This is a genomic window from Fictibacillus terranigra (genome assembly GCF_030412265.1).
Classification (GTDB): domain Bacteria; phylum Bacillota; class Bacilli; order Bacillales; family Fictibacillaceae; genus Fictibacillus_C; species Fictibacillus_C terrinigri.
Genome location: NZ_JAUHLN010000007.1, coordinates 1 through 19399 on the forward strand (window position 1 = coordinate 1; position 19399 = coordinate 19399).

21 protein-coding genes, 2 tRNA genes and 2 pseudogenes are annotated in these 19399 nt (G+C 44.0%); 19 read left to right on the top strand and 6 right to left on the bottom strand.

The features are described 5' to 3' along the window. Positions 1 to 336 precede the first annotated feature (336 nt). Positions 337 to 474 carry a hypothetical protein gene (locus QYF49_RS23085; protein WP_290401946.1) on the bottom strand — a complete coding sequence of 46 codons (138 nt, stop codon included), beginning with the start codon at positions 472 to 474 and terminating at the stop codon, positions 337 to 339. Between the two features lie 125 nt (positions 475 to 599). Between QYF49_RS23085 and QYF49_RS25920 the strand changes: the two genes are divergently transcribed. The 10 genes from QYF49_RS25920 (at position 600) to tsaD (ending at position 7155) form a co-directional block, all read left to right on the top strand. Next, positions 600 to 857 carry a PLP-dependent transferase gene (locus QYF49_RS25920; RefSeq protein ID WP_354005869.1) on the top strand — a complete coding sequence of 86 codons (258 nt, stop codon included), beginning with the start codon at positions 600 to 602 and terminating at the stop codon, positions 855 to 857. Then, positions 841 to 1566 (top strand): PLP-dependent transferase, encoded by a 726-nt coding sequence (locus QYF49_RS23090; RefSeq protein WP_354005870.1) that lies wholly within the window; start codon positions 841 to 843, stop codon positions 1564 to 1566. Before QYF49_RS25920 ends, QYF49_RS23090 begins: the two co-directional genes overlap by 17 nt. A 101-nt stretch (positions 1567 to 1667) precedes the next feature. Beyond that, the gene (locus QYF49_RS23095; protein ID WP_290401947.1) at positions 1668 to 3050 is read left to right on the top strand and encodes an amino acid permease; all 1383 of its coding nucleotides are present in this window, start codon (positions 1668 to 1670) and stop codon (positions 3048 to 3050) included. 130 nt (positions 3051 to 3180) lie between these two features. Further along, positions 3181 to 3257: transfer RNA gene (locus QYF49_RS23100), tRNA-Met, on the top strand. Positions 3258 to 3288: 31 nt separating this feature from the next. After that, positions 3289 to 3364: transfer RNA gene (locus QYF49_RS23105), tRNA-Asp, on the top strand. 177 nt (positions 3365 to 3541) lie between these two features. After that, positions 3542 to 4525: a thiamine-phosphate kinase gene (gene thiL, locus QYF49_RS23110; protein WP_290401948.1), complete on the top strand. Its 984-nt coding sequence runs from the start codon at positions 3542 to 3544 to the stop codon at positions 4523 to 4525. A gap of 9 nt (positions 4526 to 4534) precedes the next feature. Next, the gene (tsaE, locus tag QYF49_RS23115) at positions 4535 to 4990 is read left to right on the top strand and encodes a tRNA (adenosine(37)-N6)-threonylcarbamoyltransferase complex ATPase subunit type 1 TsaE (RefSeq protein ID WP_290401949.1); all 456 of its coding nucleotides are present in this window, start codon (positions 4535 to 4537) and stop codon (positions 4988 to 4990) included. Beyond that, on the top strand, positions 4987 to 5679 hold the full coding sequence (gene tsaB / locus QYF49_RS23120) for a tRNA (adenosine(37)-N6)-threonylcarbamoyltransferase complex dimerization subunit type 1 TsaB (protein WP_290401950.1): 693 nt from the start codon (positions 4987 to 4989) through the stop codon (positions 5677 to 5679). The genes tsaE and tsaB overlap by 4 nt, the downstream gene beginning before the upstream one ends. Before the next feature lie 10 nt (positions 5680 to 5689). Next, positions 5690 to 6139, top strand: coding sequence for a ribosomal protein S18-alanine N-acetyltransferase (rimI, locus tag QYF49_RS23125; protein WP_290401951.1), 450 nt, complete (start codon positions 5690 to 5692; stop codon positions 6137 to 6139). Beyond that, the gene (tsaD, locus tag QYF49_RS23130) at positions 6139 to 7155 is read left to right on the top strand and encodes a tRNA (adenosine(37)-N6)-threonylcarbamoyltransferase complex transferase subunit TsaD (protein WP_290401952.1); all 1017 of its coding nucleotides are present in this window, start codon (positions 6139 to 6141) and stop codon (positions 7153 to 7155) included. Before rimI ends, tsaD begins: the two co-directional genes overlap by 1 nt. 300 nt (positions 7156 to 7455) lie before the next feature. Here tsaD and QYF49_RS23135 read toward each other — a convergent pair whose 3' ends face one another. Beyond that, positions 7456 to 9393: an ABC transporter ATP-binding protein gene (locus tag QYF49_RS23135; RefSeq protein WP_290401953.1), complete on the bottom strand. Its 1938-nt coding sequence runs from the start codon at positions 9391 to 9393 to the stop codon at positions 7456 to 7458. Positions 9394 to 9624: 231 nt separating this feature from the next. On the opposite strand from QYF49_RS23135, the gene moaC reads away from it, so the two are divergent. From moaC to solA, 5 genes are read left to right on the top strand one after another with little or no spacing between them, the layout of a single operon-like run. After that, positions 9625 to 10113: a cyclic pyranopterin monophosphate synthase MoaC gene (moaC, locus tag QYF49_RS23140; RefSeq protein ID WP_290401954.1), complete on the top strand. Its 489-nt coding sequence runs from the start codon at positions 9625 to 9627 to the stop codon at positions 10111 to 10113. 49 nt (positions 10114 to 10162) lie between these two features. Beyond that, complete coding sequence (locus QYF49_RS23145; RefSeq protein WP_290401955.1) at positions 10163 to 10810, top strand: redox-sensing transcriptional repressor Rex; 648 nt, start codon at positions 10163 to 10165, stop codon at positions 10808 to 10810. A 30-nt stretch (positions 10811 to 10840) separates the two neighbouring features. Then, positions 10841 to 11023, top strand: coding sequence for a twin-arginine translocase TatA/TatE family subunit (locus tag QYF49_RS23150; RefSeq protein ID WP_290401956.1), 183 nt, complete (start codon positions 10841 to 10843; stop codon positions 11021 to 11023). A gap of 17 nt (positions 11024 to 11040) precedes the next feature. Further along, entirely contained in the window at positions 11041 to 11811 is a 771-nt protein-coding gene (gene tatC, locus QYF49_RS23155) for a twin-arginine translocase subunit TatC (RefSeq protein WP_290401957.1), read from the top strand. Between the two features lie 34 nt (positions 11812 to 11845). After that, the gene (gene solA / locus QYF49_RS23160) at positions 11846 to 12970 is read left to right on the top strand and encodes an N-methyl-L-tryptophan oxidase (protein WP_290401958.1); all 1125 of its coding nucleotides are present in this window, start codon (positions 11846 to 11848) and stop codon (positions 12968 to 12970) included. A gap of 47 nt (positions 12971 to 13017) precedes the next feature. Here solA and QYF49_RS23165 read toward each other — a convergent pair whose 3' ends face one another. After that, entirely contained in the window at positions 13018 to 13218 is a 201-nt protein-coding gene (locus QYF49_RS23165) for a YdiK family protein (protein ID WP_290401959.1), read from the bottom strand. Then, complete coding sequence (locus tag QYF49_RS23170; protein WP_290401960.1) at positions 13218 to 13931, bottom strand: CPBP family intramembrane glutamic endopeptidase; 714 nt, start codon at positions 13929 to 13931, stop codon at positions 13218 to 13220. The genes QYF49_RS23165 and QYF49_RS23170 overlap by 1 nt, the downstream gene beginning before the upstream one ends. A 248-nt stretch (positions 13932 to 14179) precedes the next feature. On the opposite strand from QYF49_RS23170, the gene groES reads away from it, so the two are divergent. Then, entirely contained in the window at positions 14180 to 14464 is a 285-nt protein-coding gene (gene groES / locus QYF49_RS23175; RefSeq protein WP_053356067.1) for a co-chaperone GroES, read from the top strand. Between the two features lie 137 nt (positions 14465 to 14601). Continuing rightward, positions 14602 to 16242 carry a chaperonin GroEL gene (gene groL, locus QYF49_RS23180; protein WP_290401961.1) on the top strand — a complete coding sequence of 547 codons (1641 nt, stop codon included), beginning with the start codon at positions 14602 to 14604 and terminating at the stop codon, positions 16240 to 16242. Between the two features lie 231 nt (positions 16243 to 16473). On the opposite strand, the gene QYF49_RS23185 is transcribed toward groL, so the two are convergent. Beyond that, positions 16474 to 16716 (bottom strand): tyrosine-type recombinase/integrase, encoded by a 243-nt coding sequence (locus QYF49_RS23185; protein ID WP_290401962.1) that lies wholly within the window; start codon positions 16714 to 16716, stop codon positions 16474 to 16476. Then, positions 16674 to 16967 (bottom strand): annotated as a pseudogene (locus QYF49_RS23190) (site-specific integrase); the annotation flags it as partial. The pseudogene QYF49_RS23190 and the gene QYF49_RS23185, both read right to left, overlap by 43 nt. 382 nt (positions 16968 to 17349) lie before the next feature. Between QYF49_RS23190 and QYF49_RS23195 the strand changes: the two are divergent. Together QYF49_RS23195 and QYF49_RS23200 are read left to right on the top strand one after the other, a co-directional pair. After that, a pseudogene (locus QYF49_RS23195) lies at positions 17350 to 17761 on the top strand (DEAD/DEAH box helicase family protein); the annotation flags it as partial. 177 nt (positions 17762 to 17938) lie between these two features. Beyond that, positions 17939 to 19396, top strand: a complete 1458-nt coding sequence (locus QYF49_RS23200) for a hypothetical protein (RefSeq protein WP_290401963.1) — start codon at positions 17939 to 17941, stop codon at positions 19394 to 19396. Positions 19397 to 19399: the final 3 nt, after the last annotated feature.

The window sequence follows — 19399 nt, forward strand, 5'->3', positions numbered from 1 at the left end:
TCAGCGCCGATGGTAGTTGGGGGCTTCCCCCTGTAAGAGTAGGACGTTGCCAGGCACGAACGAAGCACTGTTGGAATCATTCCAGCGGTGCTTTTTTGTATGTTCCTTTATGAAAATGATCGTTTTTGCGAGTAAATCGTGTCGAACCGCAAGTAAAAGAGCCAAAATCGCAAGTAAATCGTGTCGAACCGCGAGTAACCGAACCGGTTCCGCAAGTAAACGCGGCAAAGTCGCACGTAAAGTGTCCATTCCCGCATGTAAACTCTTCAAAGTGGCATGTAAGCGGGCGAAACCCGCATATAAACAGGCTAAACCTGCATGTAACGATCAATTCGCTCAAGAACCCTCACCTAAAGCACCATAAATCGCCAGAATAAAGCCCGCCACAGGTGAAAAAGGAAAGGGAATCTGCTTTTTATCAACAAAACGCAGCAAAATAAAAGCCCCAGACCCACTGCCCGATGTCTTATCCAAAAACACTCATATCACTTACAGCAAGTTATGGTATGATAATGGAATTATAGTGAAGTGGTGATAGGGTGCGGGATAAAAAGTTTGATACACAAGCTGTTCATTTTAGTACACATCGGGAGTCGGAAGTGGCAAGCAAGGTACAGCCGATCTACCAGACGACCGCCTATTCATTTAAGGACCTGGAGGACATTGAAGGATATTACAGTGGAAACAAACCATTTTTGTATTCAAGGCTGGATAATCCGAACAATGATGATTTGGCAACGGGAGTAGAAAGGCTGGAAGGAGCCCCATCGGGAGCTGCAACGTCTTCCGGGCTTTCAGCGATCTTATGTGCCGTGCTTGCCGCTGCTCAGCAAGGTGATCATGGTTGTAGCCTGTGATGATCTATACGGCGGTACATATCATTTGTTTGGTTCAGAATTAAAGTCATTCGGCATCGATATGACTTTCGTTTCGTTTAGTGGACTGGTTGAGATGGCAAGGAAAAATAACGTCATCTCCATGATCGATAATACATTTGCCACGCCCTATCTGATTCAGCCGTATGTTCAGGGCGTAAACGTGGTTATACATAGTGCCACTAAATATATTGCGGGACACAGTGATGTAACCGCCGGGATCGTAGCAGGCGATCAAGATATGGTTCAGAGAGCAAAGGAAAAAATGGCGAACTTGGGATGCAACCTCGGTCCATTTGATGCATGGCTCGCGGGCAGTAGAATGGAGCGTCAAGTGAAAAATGCCGCAGCCCTCGCTCAATTTATGAAATCACAGCAGGCCATTAAAAAGGTTTATTATCCAGAGTCTGCAAGTACAAAGGGCAACGGGGCGATCGTGACGGTTGAACTTGATGAAAAAGCAAATATCGAGGCGTTTTTTCGACATTTATCTTGGGTCAAGCTTGTTGCAACCTTGGCAGGTGTCGAAACGAGTGCGTCCTATCCACTGGGAACCTCACACCGAAACATGCCGGACGAGCTTATAAAACAGCATGGGCTTACGAAACATGTAGTGAGGATTTCGGTTGGCATAGAAGACATCGAAGACATCCAAGATGCTTTTTCAGCTGCACTGAATCAATCAATGTAAGGCAATACATGGCAAATTATCAGATTTGTCGAATTTGTGAAAATGTGATAGAATTACCATGAAAGCGCTTTACAAAGAAAGCAAGGAGGATAATAAGATATATGAAGCAACAACAGGAATTACACCGTGGATTGGAATCAAGGCATATCACGTTAATGTCACTTGGTGCCGCAATTGGTGTCGGGTTATTTTTAGGTTCTGCTAATGCTATAAAGCTTGCTGGTCCTGCCATACTCGTTGCTTATACTATCGCGGGCGCCGTTATGTTCTTGATTATGAGAGCCCTTGGAGAAATGGCGATTCATAATCCTGTAGCGGGCTCATTCAGCCGATATGCAAAAGACCACCTAGGACCGCTTTCAGGATATATTACAGGCTGGAATTATTGGTTCTTATGGGTAGTTACTTGTATGGCCGAAATCACAGCAGTCGGAATCTATATGGAAAAATGGTTTCCGGACGTGCCGACCTGGTTTTGGGCACTGTCTGCATTGGTGATCATGGCTGCGGTCAACTTAATAACCGCAAAAGCCTATGGGGAATTCGAATTCTGGTTTGCGTTAATTAAAATCGTCGCTATTATCGTTTTGATTGTTACTGGTTTAGGAATTATTCTATTTGGTTTTGGAAATCATGGAATTGCGACAGGAATCAGCAACCTCTGGAATCATGAAGGCTTTGCGCCTCATGGCGTCAAAGGGATTTTAATGTCCATGCAAATGGTAATGTTCGCCTTCTTGGGCATTGAGATGATTGGTGTGACGGCCGGCGAGGTTAAGAACCCGAAGAAGGTTCTGGCACGTGCCATTGACACTGTGTTCTGGAGGATTTTATTATTCTACGTTGGAGCTCTTTTTGTTATCATGTCCATCTATCCATGGAATGAAATTGGCACGAATGGAAGCCCGTTTGTATTAACATTTGAGAAGATCGGCATTGCTCAAGCCGCAGGGATCATTAACTTTGTTGTTTTGACTGCAGCGCTGTCAAGCTGTAACAGCGGTATTTTCAGCACAGGACGCATGCTGTTTAACCTGGCTGAGCAGGAACAGGCGCCAGCGGGTATGAAGAAAATCAGCAGAAACGGTGTACCATCAAAAGCGATCCTCGTCTCTGCAGGAGCACTGTTGATTGGAGTCGTACTTAATTATCTATTCCCCGGTTCTGAAGTATTTGTCTGGATTACAAGTATCTCTACGTTTGGAGCGATCTGGACATGGGGAACCATTCTTCTGTCACAAATGAAATTCAGAAAAACATTATCACCGCAAGCACTGAAGGAACTGAAATACAAAACACCATTATTTCCATACGGTTCATACATTGCATTAGCTTTCCTGCTCATGGTAGTAGCAGTCATGGGATACTTTAAAGAAACACGAGTCGCTCTTATTGTCGGTCCGATCTGGATTTTAGGCCTTGTTGCATTTTATTATGGGAAAGGCCTTCATAAGAAGGATAAAACGGGCGAGAAGGTGGCATAATAACTTGCAGTTGCACGTCAGTAAAAATTTACTGGCGTGCAATTATTAAAAAAGGGTTGCGTGATTTCAGAATTCATGCTATATTAATTATTGTCGACTTAGACAAAAGTAAAAAGTCTTCTTATATCATCGCGGGGTGGAGCAGTCTGGTAGCTCGTTGGGCTCATAACCCAAAGGTCGCAGGTTCAAATCCTGTCCCCGCAACCAATTAAATTCTACTCCATGAGTGATAATAAATGGACCCGTGGTGTAGCGGTTAACATGCCTGCCTGTCACGCAGGAGATCGCCGGTTCGATCCCGGTCGGGTCCGCCATTACTTGCAAACGTAAACGAAACAATTTGTTTCGTGTTTTTTTATGTAAAAATAGGTTTTTTTCATGAAATAAGATAAACTAATAAAAGATACATAACCCTTAGGATCTTCCGATGCCTAAGGCTTTTTTGTAAAAAAAGCGATTTAAACGACCGTTTAAGCAGAAGGGTACATGCGATGAAGGATGAATTTGAGTGGATTAAAACGATAAGTCCGGCCAGCCATAAGCAATCTTCGCTTATTCTGGGAATTGGGGATGATGCGGCCCTCATTAAAGGTTCAGCGCTAGATCAGATCGTATGCCTGGATACCATGGTGGAGGGCGTTCATTTTACAAAAGCGACATTGACGCCTTTTCATATCGGCCATAAAGCGCTTGCTGCGAACATCAGTGATATTGCTGCGATGGGCGGTATACCTCTCTTTTATCTCGTTTCCATTTCAATTCCGGCTGGCTGGGATGAAGAGGAGCTCTCCCGGATTTACAAAGGGATGGCAGCACTCGCTGAAGAATATGAGATGGATCTGATCGGCGGTGATACCGTTTCGACGACCGGTCCTCTTGTTCTTTCTGTGACCGTATTGGGCCAGGTTGAACAAGGAAGAAAGCTTTTGAGAAGCAATGCAGAGCCCGATGATCTTGTCTTTGTATCCGGCCCGGTTGGAGATTCAGCGGCGGGATTGTCCCTTTTATTAGAAAGGTCCCATCAAGGGAAATTCAGTAAAGAGGAATCACTCCTTGTAAAAGAGCATCAGCTTCCTTTGCCTCATGTGGAAGCAGGGAGGATCTTGGCCAAGTCCGATCGACGCGTAGCGCTAAACGATATAAGTGATGGCGTGGCTAGTGAGGCCCATGAAATCGCAGAAGCCAGCGGTGTTTCGATCACGCTTTTTTATGACAAGCTTCCAAAGAGTGAAGCTATCAAGCACTATCCCGGCGAGATGCAAGACGAATGGATGCTGTTTGGCGGAGAAGATTATAAGCTGATCGGGACGATGTCTCCGGATGGGTTTCCTGAAGTGCAGGCGGCGTGCGAAAAAGCCGGATGCTGTTTAACGGTGATTGGACGGGTATCAAAAGGATCGCCTGGTGTTGTGCTGGACAGAGGGACTTCGGTTGAAAAACTGTCGAAAGCGGGATATAACCATTTTTCTGATTGAGGTGCAAGGATGGAACAACTTATAGTAACAACCGCCTCTCCTGAAGAAACAAGTGAGCTTGCAGAAAAGCTGGGAACCTTGCTTGGACCGGGAGATGTGCTTACACTTGAAGGAGATCTTGGCGCTGGAAAGACAACGTTCACCAAAGGACTTGCCAAGGGATTAGATGTAAAACGGGTGGTTAATTCACCGACGTTTACAATCATTAAGGAATATAAGGGGCGTTTGCCTTTTTATCATATGGATGTTTATCGGCTCGAAGACAGCGATGAGGATCTTGGATTTGAAGAATATTTTGAGGGTGAAGGCGTCACGGTGGTGGAATGGGCACAGTTCATTGATGACCGGCTGCCGGACGACCGATTGAACATTGAGATCCGCCGCACGGGAGATGAAAAAAGAGAATTGAAATTTCAGCCTGCAGGCGAACGATTTATTACGATATGTAAGGAGTTAGGGAAATGAAAGCCTTAGCCATAGATACATCGAATCTTGTCATGGGTATTGCTGTGGTTGATGGAGAGAAAGTGATCGGAGAGTATACGACAAACCTGAAAAAGAACCACTCCATTCGCGTGATGCCAGCCATTCATGACTTGATGAAGGAAATGAATATGAAGCCAGCAGAACTGGACCGAATTATTACTGCAAAGGGGCCAGGTTCCTATACTGGCGTGAGAATCGGGGTTACGATCGCAAAAACGATGGCCTGGACACTGAATAAGGACCTGTCTGGTGTATCCAGCCTTGAGGTTCTCGCTCAGAACGGAAAGTTCTTCAGCGGCTATGTCTGCCCATTGTTTGACGCCAGAAGAACCCAGCTTTATACCGGCTTATACGGCTTTGAAGAAGACCGGTTTCAAGCGGTAAAAGAAGACCGTCTTGTTTTGAGGAGCAATTGGCTGGACGAGCTGAAGCGTCTGGAGAAACGAATTCTGTTTTTGGGGAATGATTTAGACCTTCATAAGAAAAGTATACTGGAAGAACTCGGTGATCAGGCGGTGTTCGGAAGTGCTGCTGATCATAACCCGCGGCCGTCTGAACTGGCACGGATCGGCATAGAGAAAGAACCAGAATCTGTACATCATTTTGTTCCCAGCTACCTTCAGCTTGCTGAAGCCGAAGTGAATTGGCTGGCGGGACAGAAGAAGTAGGGGCAGAACAATGGAGGAGACGTACACTTTCAGGTTGGCTACAGTGAGTGATCTGCAGGATATCATTGAGATCGAACATGCGTCCTTTACACTGCCCTGGACGCATGAAGCGTTCTATAACGAAATTGTCCACAATCAGTTTGCCTACTATCTTTTACTGGAGGCGGATGGCAAGACGGTGGGGTATTGCGGTGTCTGGGTGATCATTGATGATGCACATATCACCAACGTGGCGATTCGTCCGGAATACAGGGGCAGGAAGCTTGGGGAAGCGATCATGAAGCAGGCGATGCGGCTGGCGAAACGATATGGATCGGCCAGACTGAGCCTTGAAGTCAGGGTCAGCAACTATGTGGCACAAAATTTATACCGCAAGCTCGGTTTTCAAGATGGCGGTATTCGAAAAAATTATTACAGCGATAATGGGGAAGACGCTTTAGTGATGTGGGTGATGCTTTGATGAAACAGGATGAAATGATACTGGCAATTGAAACGAGCTGTGATGAAACAGCGGTCGCACTCGTGAAAAATGGAACAGAAATTATGGCAAACGTGGTCGCTTCGCAAATTGAAAGCCATAAGCGCTTTGGTGGAGTCGTGCCTGAAGTGGCGTCCCGCCACCATGTCGAGCAGATTACAGTAGTGATGGAAGAAGCGCTTCAGATGGCAGGAGTGACGATGGATGATGTAACAGCTGTAGCGGTCACGGAAGGGCCAGGACTTGTTGGAGCGCTTCTGATCGGCGTAAATGCGGCAAAAGCTTTGGCGTTTGCCCATGGTCTTCCGCTTGTGCCGGTCCATCATATTGCCGGGCATATCTACGCCAACCGGCTGATCACGGAGATGAAGTTTCCGCTGCTCGCTCTCGTTGTGTCAGGAGGCCATACAGAGCTCGTTTTGATGAAAGAGCATGGTTCATTTGAAGTGATCGGCGAGACGAGAGATGATGCGGCGGGAGAGGCGTATGACAAAGTCGCGCGTACGTTAAATCTTCCGTATCCTGGAGGGCCGCACATTGACCGGCTTGCTCAGGATGGTGCGCCTGTCCTAAACCTGCCTCGTGCGTGGCTGGAAGCCGACTCCTATGACTTCAGCTTCAGCGGGTTAAAATCAGCGGTCATCAATACCGTCCACAATGCGGCTCAGCGCGGGGAAACCATTAAGCCGGAAGATCTGGCAGCAAGCTTTCAGGAATCTGTCATTGATGTGCTTGTGGAAAAAACGGCACGAGCTGCCCGTGAGTACGATGTGAAGCAAGTACTTCTTGCAGGCGGTGTCGCAGCGAATAAAGGGCTAAGAGCTGCACTGGAAGCGAAGTTCAGCGGTCTTCCACAAGAGCTCGCCATTCCTCCTCTGTACTTATGCACAGACAACGCGGCCATGATTGCGGCAGCGGGCAGTATTGCCTATCAAAAAGGAAAACGAGCGGATTGGGCGCTAAATGGCGTACCAGGCCTTGATCTGGAGGCTCAATAACGAAAGGAATCCCTTCTACATATGAGAAGGGATTTTTTATGTTTTGGGGTTTCAGATAAGATGTGGACAAAGTTATCCACAGATCATGGGATAATGTGAATAAATGAATAGAACACAATAAAATTGCTTTCCAGGCCTGTGCATAAAATTATGTGGATAACTTTTTATGAATCTGTGGATAATGTGCATAACTATGCTGATGAAGGAGTTATTACCTATAAAAGCTGTGAATAACCGTGTGGATACTGTGAATTATTGCAAAATAAAAACAACGGTGCCTGGCACCGCTGTCGGGGATTCTTATTGTTCTTCGAGCTGGAGCAGTTCCCATTCTTCCATGAGCTGTTCAACCTCTGCTTTAATCTTTTCGATTTCCTCATTATGTGTCTGCGTTTTTTCATAATCCTGGTAGACGGCGGGATCACAGAGGGCTTCTTCATGTACACCCTGGTCGCTTTCAAGCTTTTCCAAGAGAACCTCTATCTCTTCGATCCTTCGCTGACGCTTACGGTCTTCGCGTTTGGCTGCCTTGTCCTGTTTATACGCTCCGGCAGAAGCGGGTTCCTCTGCTTGAGGGGAGGAAGGGAGATTTTTGTTTTTCAGTTCCTCCCGCTCTCTCGTCTCGGTTTTTTTGGCAACATAATAGTCATAGTCACCGAGGTAGTTCGTGATTTTGGTGCGGGAAAGCTCAGCGACTTTGGTGGCGATCCGGTTGATGAAATAACGGTCATGGGAAACGAAAACGATGGTTCCTGGATAGTTGATGAGTGCCTGCTCCAAGACTTCCTTGCTGTCGAGATCCAAATGGTTCGTCGGCTCATCGAGCAGCAGCAGGTTGGCTTTTTGCATCATCAGCTTAGCCAGGGCAAGCCGGGCTTTTTGTCCGCCGCTCAGCTCATTGACATACTTCAGCACATCATCCCCGCTGAACAGAAAGCTGCCGAGGACCGTTCGAATTTCCTTTTCTGTTTTGTCCGGATACTCGTCCCACAATTCATTTAACAATGTTTTATTGGAGCTGAGGTTCGCCTGCTCCTGTTCATAGTGGCCGATCTTCACATTGGCTCCGTAAGCAATGCTTCCTTCAAGCAATGGCAGCTGTTTTAAGATCGCCTTTAACAGGGTCGATTTTCCGATGCCGTTTGGTCCGACAAGCGCCACACTGTCCTGGCGGGAGACATGATAATCAATGTTAGAGATGAGCGGGACGCCATCTTCATAGCCGGTAGCCACCTGTTCTAGCTTCAAGACGTCATTTCCGCTCTGGCGTTCGATATCGAACGAGAAGGCTGCGGACTTTTCATCACCAAGCGGCTTATCCATCACCTCCATCTTTTCAAGCTGCTTTCTTCGGCTCTGCGCTCGTTTGGTCGTAGAAGCCCGGACGAGGTTCTTTTGCACAAAGTCCTGCAGCTTCGCGATCTCCTCCTGCTGCTTCTCATAAGCTTTCATATCGAGTGCGAGCCGTTCCGCTTTTTGTTCCAGATACTGGGTATAATTACCTTTGAATTTGGAAGAGCGATGGCGGGAGATCTCATAGACTGTCGTCACGATCTTATCCAGGAAGTAGCGGTCATGCGAGACAAGCAGGATTGCGCCGGGATAGGACTGCAAATATTGCTCAAGCCATGAGAGTGTCTCAATGTCCAGATGGTTGGTCGGCTCATCCAGGATTAAAAGGTCAGGCTTGGTCAGCAGCAGTTTAGCGAGCGCCAGACGTGTTTTCTGGCCTCCGCTTAAGGTCTGCACGGGAGTCGACGGGTCAAACCCGCTGAACTGAAAGCCGTGAAGCACTGTGCGGATGTCCGATTCGTATTGATAGCCGCCCGCTTCCTTGAACTGGATCTGCAGTTCGTCATATTCCTTCAGCAGCCGGTTATAGGCTGTCTCATCCGCAATCAGCGCCGGGTCACCCATGCGGCTCTCCATGCTGCGCAGCTGATTTTCTTTTTTTCGGAGCGGTTCGAACACGCTGATCATCTCATCCCAGATGGACAGATTGGATTCAAGTCCTGTATCCTGTGCGAGATAGCCGACTCTGACACCTTTTGGCATGATCAGCTGGCCTGAGTCATATGACATGTCTCCTGTGATGATTTTCAAAAGTGTGGATTTGCCTGCCCCGTTTCTGCCGACAAGGGCAATTCTGTCACGGGTTTGGACTTCCAGCTTAATATTCGATAAAATAGGGTCAGCCCCAAATGATTTTGTTAAGTCATTCACTTGCAAAATAATCAATGTATAGTCACCTCAAATTCCTGTCGACGAAAAACAAGGTTCACAGACGTAAAGCGAAATGAAAAGATGCTGCAGTTCGCCTGTATTGCTGAATTCTGTCTACTCTTAGTGTAGCTTACATAAGCGAAGCGGAGCAACTAATCAATGTTCAACATTTCGTTAGAATTATCTTTCAATTCTGTATCCATTGATTTCAAAGATAGTGTATATTCTAGGAAGAAGGAGAAGGTTATGGCATCTTTCACGCATTTTAACGAACAAGGAAGAGCGAAAATGGTAGATATCTCCGAAAAGGATGCGACCGTTCGCACAGCAGCTGCCAAAAGCTCAATCGCTGTTAATCCTGAAATCTACACAAAAATAGCAGAAGGCTCGTTCCGTAAAGGGGATGTGCTTGCTGTTGCGCAGGTCGCAGGCATCATGGCCGCGAAAAAAACGTCCGACTGGATTCCCATGTGCCATCCTTTGTCCCTCACTGGCGTAGATATTACGTTCCATTGGGAAAAAGAAAATGAAGAACAGTACAGGCTGCATATAGAAGCAGCCGTGAAAACAAAAGGCAATACCGGGGTTGAAATGGAAGCATTAACCGCAGCGAGTGCCGCTGCATTAACCGTTTATGACATGTGCAAGGCCGTCGATAAAGGGATGATCATTGGACCAACCTTTCTGGAAAGTAAAACCGGTGGAAAAAACGGGGATTTTCAACGTACCACTTAAAAAATATGGTAAACTATAGATAAGCTTTCTGATAGTGGAGGGCTCTAAAATGAATCAGGAACAGATAAAAATACCGCAGGCAACTGCCAAGAGGCTTCCGCTTTATTACCGTTTTCTAAAAAACCTTTCCATTTCAGGAAAGCAGCGGGTATCTTCTGCAGAGCTTAGCGAAGCAGTAAAAGTAGACTCAGCAACGATCAGAAGGGATTTCTCCTACTTCGGGGCTCTCGGGAAAAAGGGCTACGGATATAACGTAAACTACCTTTTATCTTTTTTCCGGAAAACCCTGAACCAGGATGAAGTAACCAAGGTTGCTTTGATTGGCGTGGGGAATTTAGGGACTGCTTTCTTGCACTACAACTTTATTAAGAACAACAATACGGTCATCCAGGTCGCCTTTGATGTGGATCCGGCCAAGGTTGGAAAGGAAGTAGCAGGAGTTCCGATCCATTCCATCGACAACATAGTAGAGGAGCTGCAGGAAAGTGATGTAGAAGTCGCCATCCTGACCGTTCCCGTGGGCTCAGCCCAGTTTATTGCAGATCAGCTCGTTCAGGCCGGCATCAAAGGCATTTTGAACTTTACGCCCGCTCGGCTGACACTGCCGCCCGAAATCCGGGTGCATCATATTGATTTAGCCGTAGAATTGCAGTCTTTGATCTATTTTATGAAACATTACCCATCTGTTGATTTATAGATTTTAATTTGCGTAAAGGAGGTGTCTGGAATGATTGGAGCAGGGAGTGCGGTATTTATTGCCGCGGCTGCATTAGTCGTATTTGGACCGAAAAAGCTTCCGGAACTTGGTCGTGCAGCAGGAAAAACGCTAAGAGAGTTTAAGAATGCGACACAGGGACTCATGGATGATCATGACAACGATAAGAAAGAGAAAAACCACGAACCGAAGTAGCAGTTAGGATGAACAAGATGACAGAAAAAAACATGCCGGTCTACGGCCATTTGGGTGAATTAAGAAACCGTATCGTCATTACGGCTGTTTTCTTCTTTCTCTTTATGGTTGTAGGTCTCTTTTTTGCCAAGCCCGTCATTGTGTATTTGCAAAGTGACAATGTCGCAAAAGACATTCAGATGAACGCGTTTAATCTTACCGATCCGCTGAAGGTGTATATCGATTTTGCTTTTATCATTGCACTTTTGCTATCTCTTCCTGTGGCGCTGTATCAACTATGGGCCTTCGTCAGCCCCGGTCTTTATGAGAATGAAAGAAAAGTAACATTGTCGTACATTCCGATTTCTTTTATATTGTTTGCAGCCGGTTTAAGCTTTGCTTATTTTATTCTTTTTCCAATGACCGTTCATTTCATGTCGAACATCGCCAATTCGTTAGATGTGGAAGGGGAATATGGAATAAACGAATACTTTTCCTTTTTGTTCAGCTTAATATTGCCGTTCGGTCTGTTGTTCCAGTTTCCGGTCCTTGTCATGTTCTTAACAAGGCTGGGTCTTGTGACACCGTACATCTTAAGAAAGATTCGAAGATTTGCCTATTTCGGCATTTTGGTCGTCGCCGGAATCATCAGTCCACCGGAGCTGATTTCTCACCTGACGATCACGGTACCGCTCATCATTCTGTATGAGATTAGTATTTTGATCTCAGCAAACGCCTATCGCAAGCGGCTGAAAGCGGAAGAAGAAGCAAGGCTTGATCTGGAATTGGAAAAGACACACCTCGAATAGTGAGGTGTGTTTTTTTATAGGGAGGTAATCTGATATGCACTTTGATGTGATTGTCATTGGAGCTGGTTCGATGGGAATGGCTGCAGGAGCCTTTTTATCGAAGAGAGGAAAAAGAACTTTATTATTAGATTCATATGATCCACCACATCACAAAGGAAGCCATCACGGGGATACGAGAATGATAAGGTATGCGTACGCTGAGGGGGAAGAGTATGTTCCGTTCGTTCTGAAAGCGCGGGAATTGTGGAGGGATCTTGAAAAAGAGACAGACAGAGAGCTGTTTCTGCAAACCGGCGTCCTGAATGCGGGGATTCGCCAATCACAATTTGTACAAAACATCATCTCCAGTTCGAAGACTTATTCACTTCCTCTTGAAGTCATGTCACCGCAGGAAGTGAACGCGCGGTGGCCGGGAGTGACGCTGCCTGAAAACTACATCGGATGCTATGAACCGACTTCCGGTGTGCTGAAATGTGAGGATTGTATTGAAGCTTATCGTGAGCTTGCCGAAAAGTACGGAGCGGAGGTTCTAACCAATCAGAAGGTGATAGAGCTTTCCGTGCATGGAAAAAAGGTAACCGTTAAGACGGAGGGACAGACATTTACTTCAGATGCTCTGGTGGTTTCGGCAGGCGCCTGGTCTGGATCTTTGCTTGCCAAGCTGAAATTGAACCTTCCTCTTTCACCGGTGAGAAAAACCTTCGCCTGGTTTGATGCCCCTCAAGATCTGTATAACGATTCCTCTTGTCCATCTTTTGCGGTAGAAACAACACAAGGACTTTATTACGGCTTTCCAAGCATCAATGGTTCAGGATTAAAGGTGGGCCGCCATGATGGAGGAGAAAGAATTGATCCGGATGAGCCTGTCGCTCCTTTTGGCGAACACGAGGAGGATCAATCAGACCTTGCCGAGTTTTTGAGCGGTTATATGCCACAAGGAGGACCGTTGAAATACGGGAAAACCTGTATGTACACCATGACACCTGATGAAAAATTCATTATTGATCTGCATCCGGAACATTCCAATGTGGCGATTGCCGCAGGATTTTCAGGACACGGCTTTAAGTTCAGCAGTGTTGTAGGCGAGGTGTTAAGCGAATTAATCCTGGCCGGTAAGAGTGAACAAGATATTTCAACATTCTCCATCCGCCGATTTTAAAAAATTCATAAAAAAGCCGGTCCCTCTAAAGGAGACCGGTTGTTTTGTTATTTTTTATACTTTTTGATGTGGCGGTGCAGCCTGTAATACCTGATCGCATTGGCGAAATCAAAGGTAGCCACAAGCATGGTGATCAAGGTCCAGATCCCGGTGACGCCGTATTCATTGGAATAATGAATGGCGAGCCAGGTGAAAAGGACACCCATGACGGTATATAAACCGCTCATAAAAAATGGTGATGTTCTCATTAGAAAAGTCCCCCAATAATCATCTGCATTTTCTCCGCTTTATCCTGCAGTTCATTGATCTTATCAGCAAAAACCACTTGTACGAGCATGACGAGTGTATTCATGGAGACATGGGCGACAATGGGAACGAGCAAACGTTTTGTCCGTACATACAGGAATGCAAATACAAAGCCCATGGCTGTATAAACGAGCAAATGGGTGAAATCAAAGTGAACCGCTGCGAAAATCAAAGAGCTGATAAGAGCTGCGATCACAAAGTTAAACCGTTTATACAGACTGCCGAAAATAATTTTTCGGAATATGATCTCTTCCAGGATCGGGCCTGCAATGGAGGTCACGACCATGAAGTAAGGAGTTAGTTTCGCGATCTTAACGAGCATTTGAGTATTTTCAGACCCTGGCTTAATGCCAAGGAGATTTATTTCAATCAATCCTGCAACGATCTGCGCCCCATAAGCCATGAAGATTCCGATAATGGCCCAGCCGACAGCGGATGAACGGGATACGCGCCCCCCTCGTAAAGACGGGGCCTTCATGTCGGGGATGAGGAGAAGAAGAATGATTAACAGAGCTGTGAGAAAGCTGATGGTTCCCCAGAGTCCGGCCCAATGATCCCTTGGAACACCAAGAGAATTCAAGAGGGGATAGCCGACATAGCCTGACAGCTGCATCAGTACATAAGTGAGTACAATCCATAAGTAACGCTTGGTCAATGTATATAACTCCTTTAGTTAAGTTCGGTATGGTCATGTCTTCAGCATTCCCATGTATCTCCTTATTCTAACACAGATTGCTTGAAAACATGGCATGAGACCCCTTTCATAAATTTTTCGAAAATCTGTTAGGTCTGTACTTGCAAAGTGGAAAAAAATTATTTATTATAGGAAATGGAGTTAGCACTCAGTAAATTAGAGTGCTAATAAAATTAAACTTTCTATTTATTTTGAGGAGGGTGTTTCACTTGTTAAAGCCACTAGGTGATCGTATTGTGATTGAGCTTGTAGAAGGTGAAGAAAAAACTGCAAGCGGAATCGTTTTACCAGACTCTGCAAAGGAAAAGCCGCAAGAAGGCAAGGTTGTTGCAGTAGGTACAGGCCGCGTAACTGAGCAAGGAGAACGCGTAGCGCTAGAAGTCTCTGAAGGAGATTCTATCATCTTTTCAAAATACGCAGGAACAGAAGTGAAGTATCAAGGTAAAGAGTACCTTATTCTTCGTGAAACAGACGTATTGGCTGTCATCGGCTAATCGCAAACCTACAAATTGAATAGCTACTACATAACAGCTTTTTAAAAAGCTGAATCAACAGCTTTAAAAAAGGCTGATTCAGTAGCTTTAACGTAATTAATCAAAAAAACTTTAATCTTTATAGGAGGGTTTTACACATGGCTAAAGACATTAAGTTCAGTGAAGACGCTCGTCGCGCAATGCTTCGCGGTGTGGATGCACTAGCAAATGCAGTAAAAGTAACGCTTGGACCAAAAGGACGCAACGTGGTTCTTGAGAAGAAATTCGGTTCACCTCTTATTACTAACGATGGTGTAACGATCGCAAAAGAAATCGAGCTTGAAGATGCTTTCGAAAACATGGGTGCAAAGCTTGTTGCTGAAGTAGCAAGCAAAACAAACGATGTTGCCGGTGACGGAACTACAACAGCGACTGTTCTTGCTCAAGCAATGATCCGTGAAGGATTGAAAAACGTAACTTCCGGTGCGAACCCAATGGTTCTTCGCAAAGGAATCGAAAAAGCAACTGCAGTTGCCGTTCAAGAGCTTCAAAAGATCTCCAAGCCGATCGAAGGCAAAGAGTCTATCGCTCAAGTTGCTGCCATCTCATCAGCTGACGATGAAGTAGGCCAATTGATCGCTGAAGCTATGGAGCGCGTTGGAAACGACGGCGTTATCACAATTGAAGAATCTAAAGGATTCACTACTGAGCTTGAAGTGGTTGAAGGTATGCAGTTCGACCGTGGATACGCATCTCCATACATGGTAACCAACTCTGACAAGATGGAAGCGGTTCTTGAAAATCCTTACATCTTGATCACAGACAAGAAGATCACTAACATTCAGGAAATCCTTCCTGTATTAGAGCAAGTGGTTCAACAAGGCAAGCCATTGTTGCTTGTTGCTGAAGATGTTGAAGGTGAAGCTCTTGCTACATTAGTAGTAAACAAACTTCGCGGAACATTCAACGCTGTAGCTGTTAAAGCTCCAGGATTCGGTGACCGTCGTAAAGCTATGCTTGAAGACATCGCGATCCTTACTGGCGGTGAAGTCATCACTGAAGAACTAGGTCTTGACCTTAAGACGGCAAACATTGGACAGCTTGGAACAGCTTCTAAAGTGGTTGTTACTAAAGAAAACACAACCATCGTTGAAGGTGCTGGCGAGTCTGACAAAATTGCAGGCCGTGTAACTCAAATCCGTGCTCAATTGGAAGAAACAACTTCCGAGTTCGATAAAGAAAAACTTCAAGAGCGTTTGGCTAAGCTTGCTGGCGGCGTAGCGGTCATCAAAGTTGGTGCAGCTACTGAAACTGAGCTTAAAGAGCGTAAGCTTCGCATTGAAGATGCCCTTAACTCTACTCGTGCAGCAGTAGAAGAAGGAATCGTATCCGGTGGCGGTACTGCACTCGTAAACGTGGTTCGTGCCCTTTCTTCTCTTGAAGCAACTGGAGACGAAAAAACTGGTGTGAAACTTGTACTTCGTGCACTTGAAGAGCCAATTCGTCAAATCGCACACAACGCTGGTCTTGAAGGATCTGTTGTGGTTGAGCGCTTGAAAAACGAAGAGATCGGCATTGGTTTCAACGCAGCAACTGGCGAATGGGTAAACATGTTCGAAGCGGGTATCGTTGACCCAACTAAAGTAACTCGTTCTGCACTTCAAAACGCAGCATCCGTATCAGCTATGTTCCTAACAACAGAAGCTGTTATCGCTGACAAGCCAGAAGAAAACGCTGGCGGCGCAGGCATGCCTGACATGGGCGGCATGGGCATGGGCGGAATGGGCGGCATGATGTAATAAAGGTTTCAAAACCTTGTTATGTCAACGTCTAAAACGTTAAAACTCTTTTCTTGTCCTCGGATTTGTCCTCGTTATATAAAAACAAGGCAACCTATGACAGAAAAGCAACCTATAGGAGAAGGTCTTTCATCAGTTTATTAAACTGTTGGGAGGCCTTTTCTTCCATATTGGCGGTCATATGAGCATATATGTTCATTTGGTATTGATGTCTGTATGCCCTAACCTTTGCTAAATCTCCTTAATTCCTACACCTGCTTCAATTAATAAAGAGGTATGGGTGTGCCGGAATGAGTGAGGTGTAATGTTTTTATTAATTCCTGCTTTTTTTAACAGGCGCTTAAGCCTGGTTTCAACAATCTTTCTTAACTGTGGATGCCCGTCCTCCCGAGCAAAAATAAATCCGTTATCTTGGTAAACAACGCCGCTTTTTAATCTAATTTCACTTTGTTTAAGCCCATGCTTTTTAAACATGCTGACCAGCGACTCGTCATTTTTAATGGTGCTTTTATTTTTGGTGTTAATAGCTGATATTTTTCAACATGGTTGTTAGGGTTGTAAAGGGTTTTAGTGACTCGAATAGTCTTTTGCTTTTCATTGAAATCTCCCCATTTTAGAGCTAACATTTCACCTATCCGTAATCCTGTATAGGAAAGTACAGTGAAAACAAGGCTATCCATTTCAAGCCCATCCGTATATACAGATTTCAGGAATTTTGCAAGCTCTTCCTTTTCAAGATCATCCGGCCTCGTACGTTTTAATCAAGATTGGATAGCCGTATTGTCGTTGCATTTTAGCGAAAATAAAATCTTGGTTATATAAGCATCTCCTAACCGCTCGATTACCTCGTCTTGAACCTTTTTAGTCTTTTGTTTTCTTTTACCGGTTTCTGAGTCAATTACGATATCGACGGATGCCTACTTAGAGCCACAGGTGCAGTTTTTTTGCTAACGTCATCCCTCGAAAAGCGGGAAACCCCCGTTAAATAAAAGGCATTGAGGTCCGTCCCCTGATGCCTTCTATTGCTTCTCCTTATTTATATTCAACAATAGGTTTTATAACTTGAGAAATTAACTTTACCTTTTCAGGTGAACAACCTTGAATCATATGAAGCTAGGAAATGTAGCAGTTCATACAAATTCAGCAATCACTCGTGATGAGGCTGTTTTATCCTTCTACAATTTATTTCTTGGATTTATTATTGTTATTCAGATGAATACACAGCACAAGAATTTGACGAGTCCCTTCTCCTTACTGGTGAAGAAAAACGCGAACGACCAGAAAAACTACAAAACCTTTGCAATTAAGCTCAAAAGACAAACGTATCGAAGAAATGATGAAGGAAAATGAACATCTTCGTAAAGCGGTAACGGAAAAACGTGAGCAAAACACGTAAGAGTATAACTCTAAGGTGGATGAACTGAAAAGGTTTGAAACTCGTCAGAAATATAATGGCTCAGACTTGAAACTAGCTGGCTGGGAGTTCAACAAAGATATAGTAAGAGAATACCAAGTAGTCGTTAATGATTGAACATAAAATATGATTATTCTCCATCTAGTTTTTCGTTTTTGAAATTGAAAAATCAGCGCTATTTTTTTAGTATCTTTTAAGTCAAATCAACCTCCGAAAAAATTGTTTATTTTTGTAACATAATGTAAGATTTACTTATAGGTAGATAGATGGAGGGATGTGGCTTTGGTCAATTTAGAACAAACAATAAACGAATTACATGACTTAAATGCCGAAAGAGATGCTTTTAGTTCCATTAGCGGCTACTTTTTTCAATTCGAATTAACTTTGTTACATATTCTATATGATGGCAGTGAAAAAGATGCGTTTAGTGATAAAGAATGTAAAGCAACGTATAAGGTCGAAACCATAGAGGATTATGTTAAGTACTATAAGAAAGATGATAAAGGATATATCAGACTTGCTCAAATGAAGCACCATGTTTCTAAGACGACAAATTCGAAATATTATAGTGCTGTTCTTAGCTTGTATTATACATACTTAAATTTCATAGAAAAAAATGAAACAAATATAGAACTTAGGGCAACAATTTTCCATTACGACATGTCTCCTGTAAAGGATATTTATACTGTATTGACAAGTGCTATTGAGTCTGAAGATAAAAGTCTACAATCTATCATTACAAAGATAATAGATACCGGGTTAGATAGTGAAGTGAATAGATTAAGTTTTTCACAAATAACCAGTTTTGAAAAAACAGAAACTCATGCATCCATTTCACAAATACTTAAACAAGAATTATCAAATAGATATCAAAGTCTTCATCCCAATCATACTCCAGAACGCCTTTATGCTTCAGCCGTTAGTAAGCTTATTCAGGATAGCGGTAATGGTTTAGACCTTTCAATTGAAACCTTGAATAGTCTCTTCTTAGATGAAGTAGAAATTATGAAAGGCTTTTATCAGCTTAAAATCATTGATTATGTTAAGGGGATTATTGATAGCTGTATAAATGAAGTGGATATTAATTTTAGATACACGGAAGAAGTAAAAACAACTTATGCAGGAATCTATGTTGACTTCATTGCTCCATTTATTGAAGTGAAGTTTCAGCATCCTGAATTTAGATATTCTTTTTTACGAACTGTTACGCCAAAGGAATTTAGTAAAGCAATCGAATTGAATTCTTTATCGGAATATGAGTCTTTTTTGGAAGCAAGTGATGCTATAAAGCAGACACTATCTAATTTAGCGAAAATAATATTTAACTACCTAAGCAGTGGAGAAGAAATTCGTTTAGAAGACTGGTTTGAAATAACCGAAAAAGGATGGCTATTTGATTATCCTTCTGAAGAAAGAGGAAAGGGTGTATTAATTGGAAATTTTTATGGAGATATATTCTCTTCTTTGTATTATATGTTACCACGATTAAAAGATAGAGATCTCCGTCCAGATGTTTGGTATGTAAAACACGATGATGTAGATATAAACGCGTCCAATCAACTAAATTATGAAGTAGATATTACCTCTCCTTCAGAAGACTTACATAAGCATATTTATGCTCAACCTTTTGATGATCACTATCATATTCAATGTTTAGGATGTTTAACAGTATCAAATTTATCAGATTGTAAAAAAGTAAATAACATCTTTATAGATCAGTGCCGAGTGAAAGGAGTATAGGAA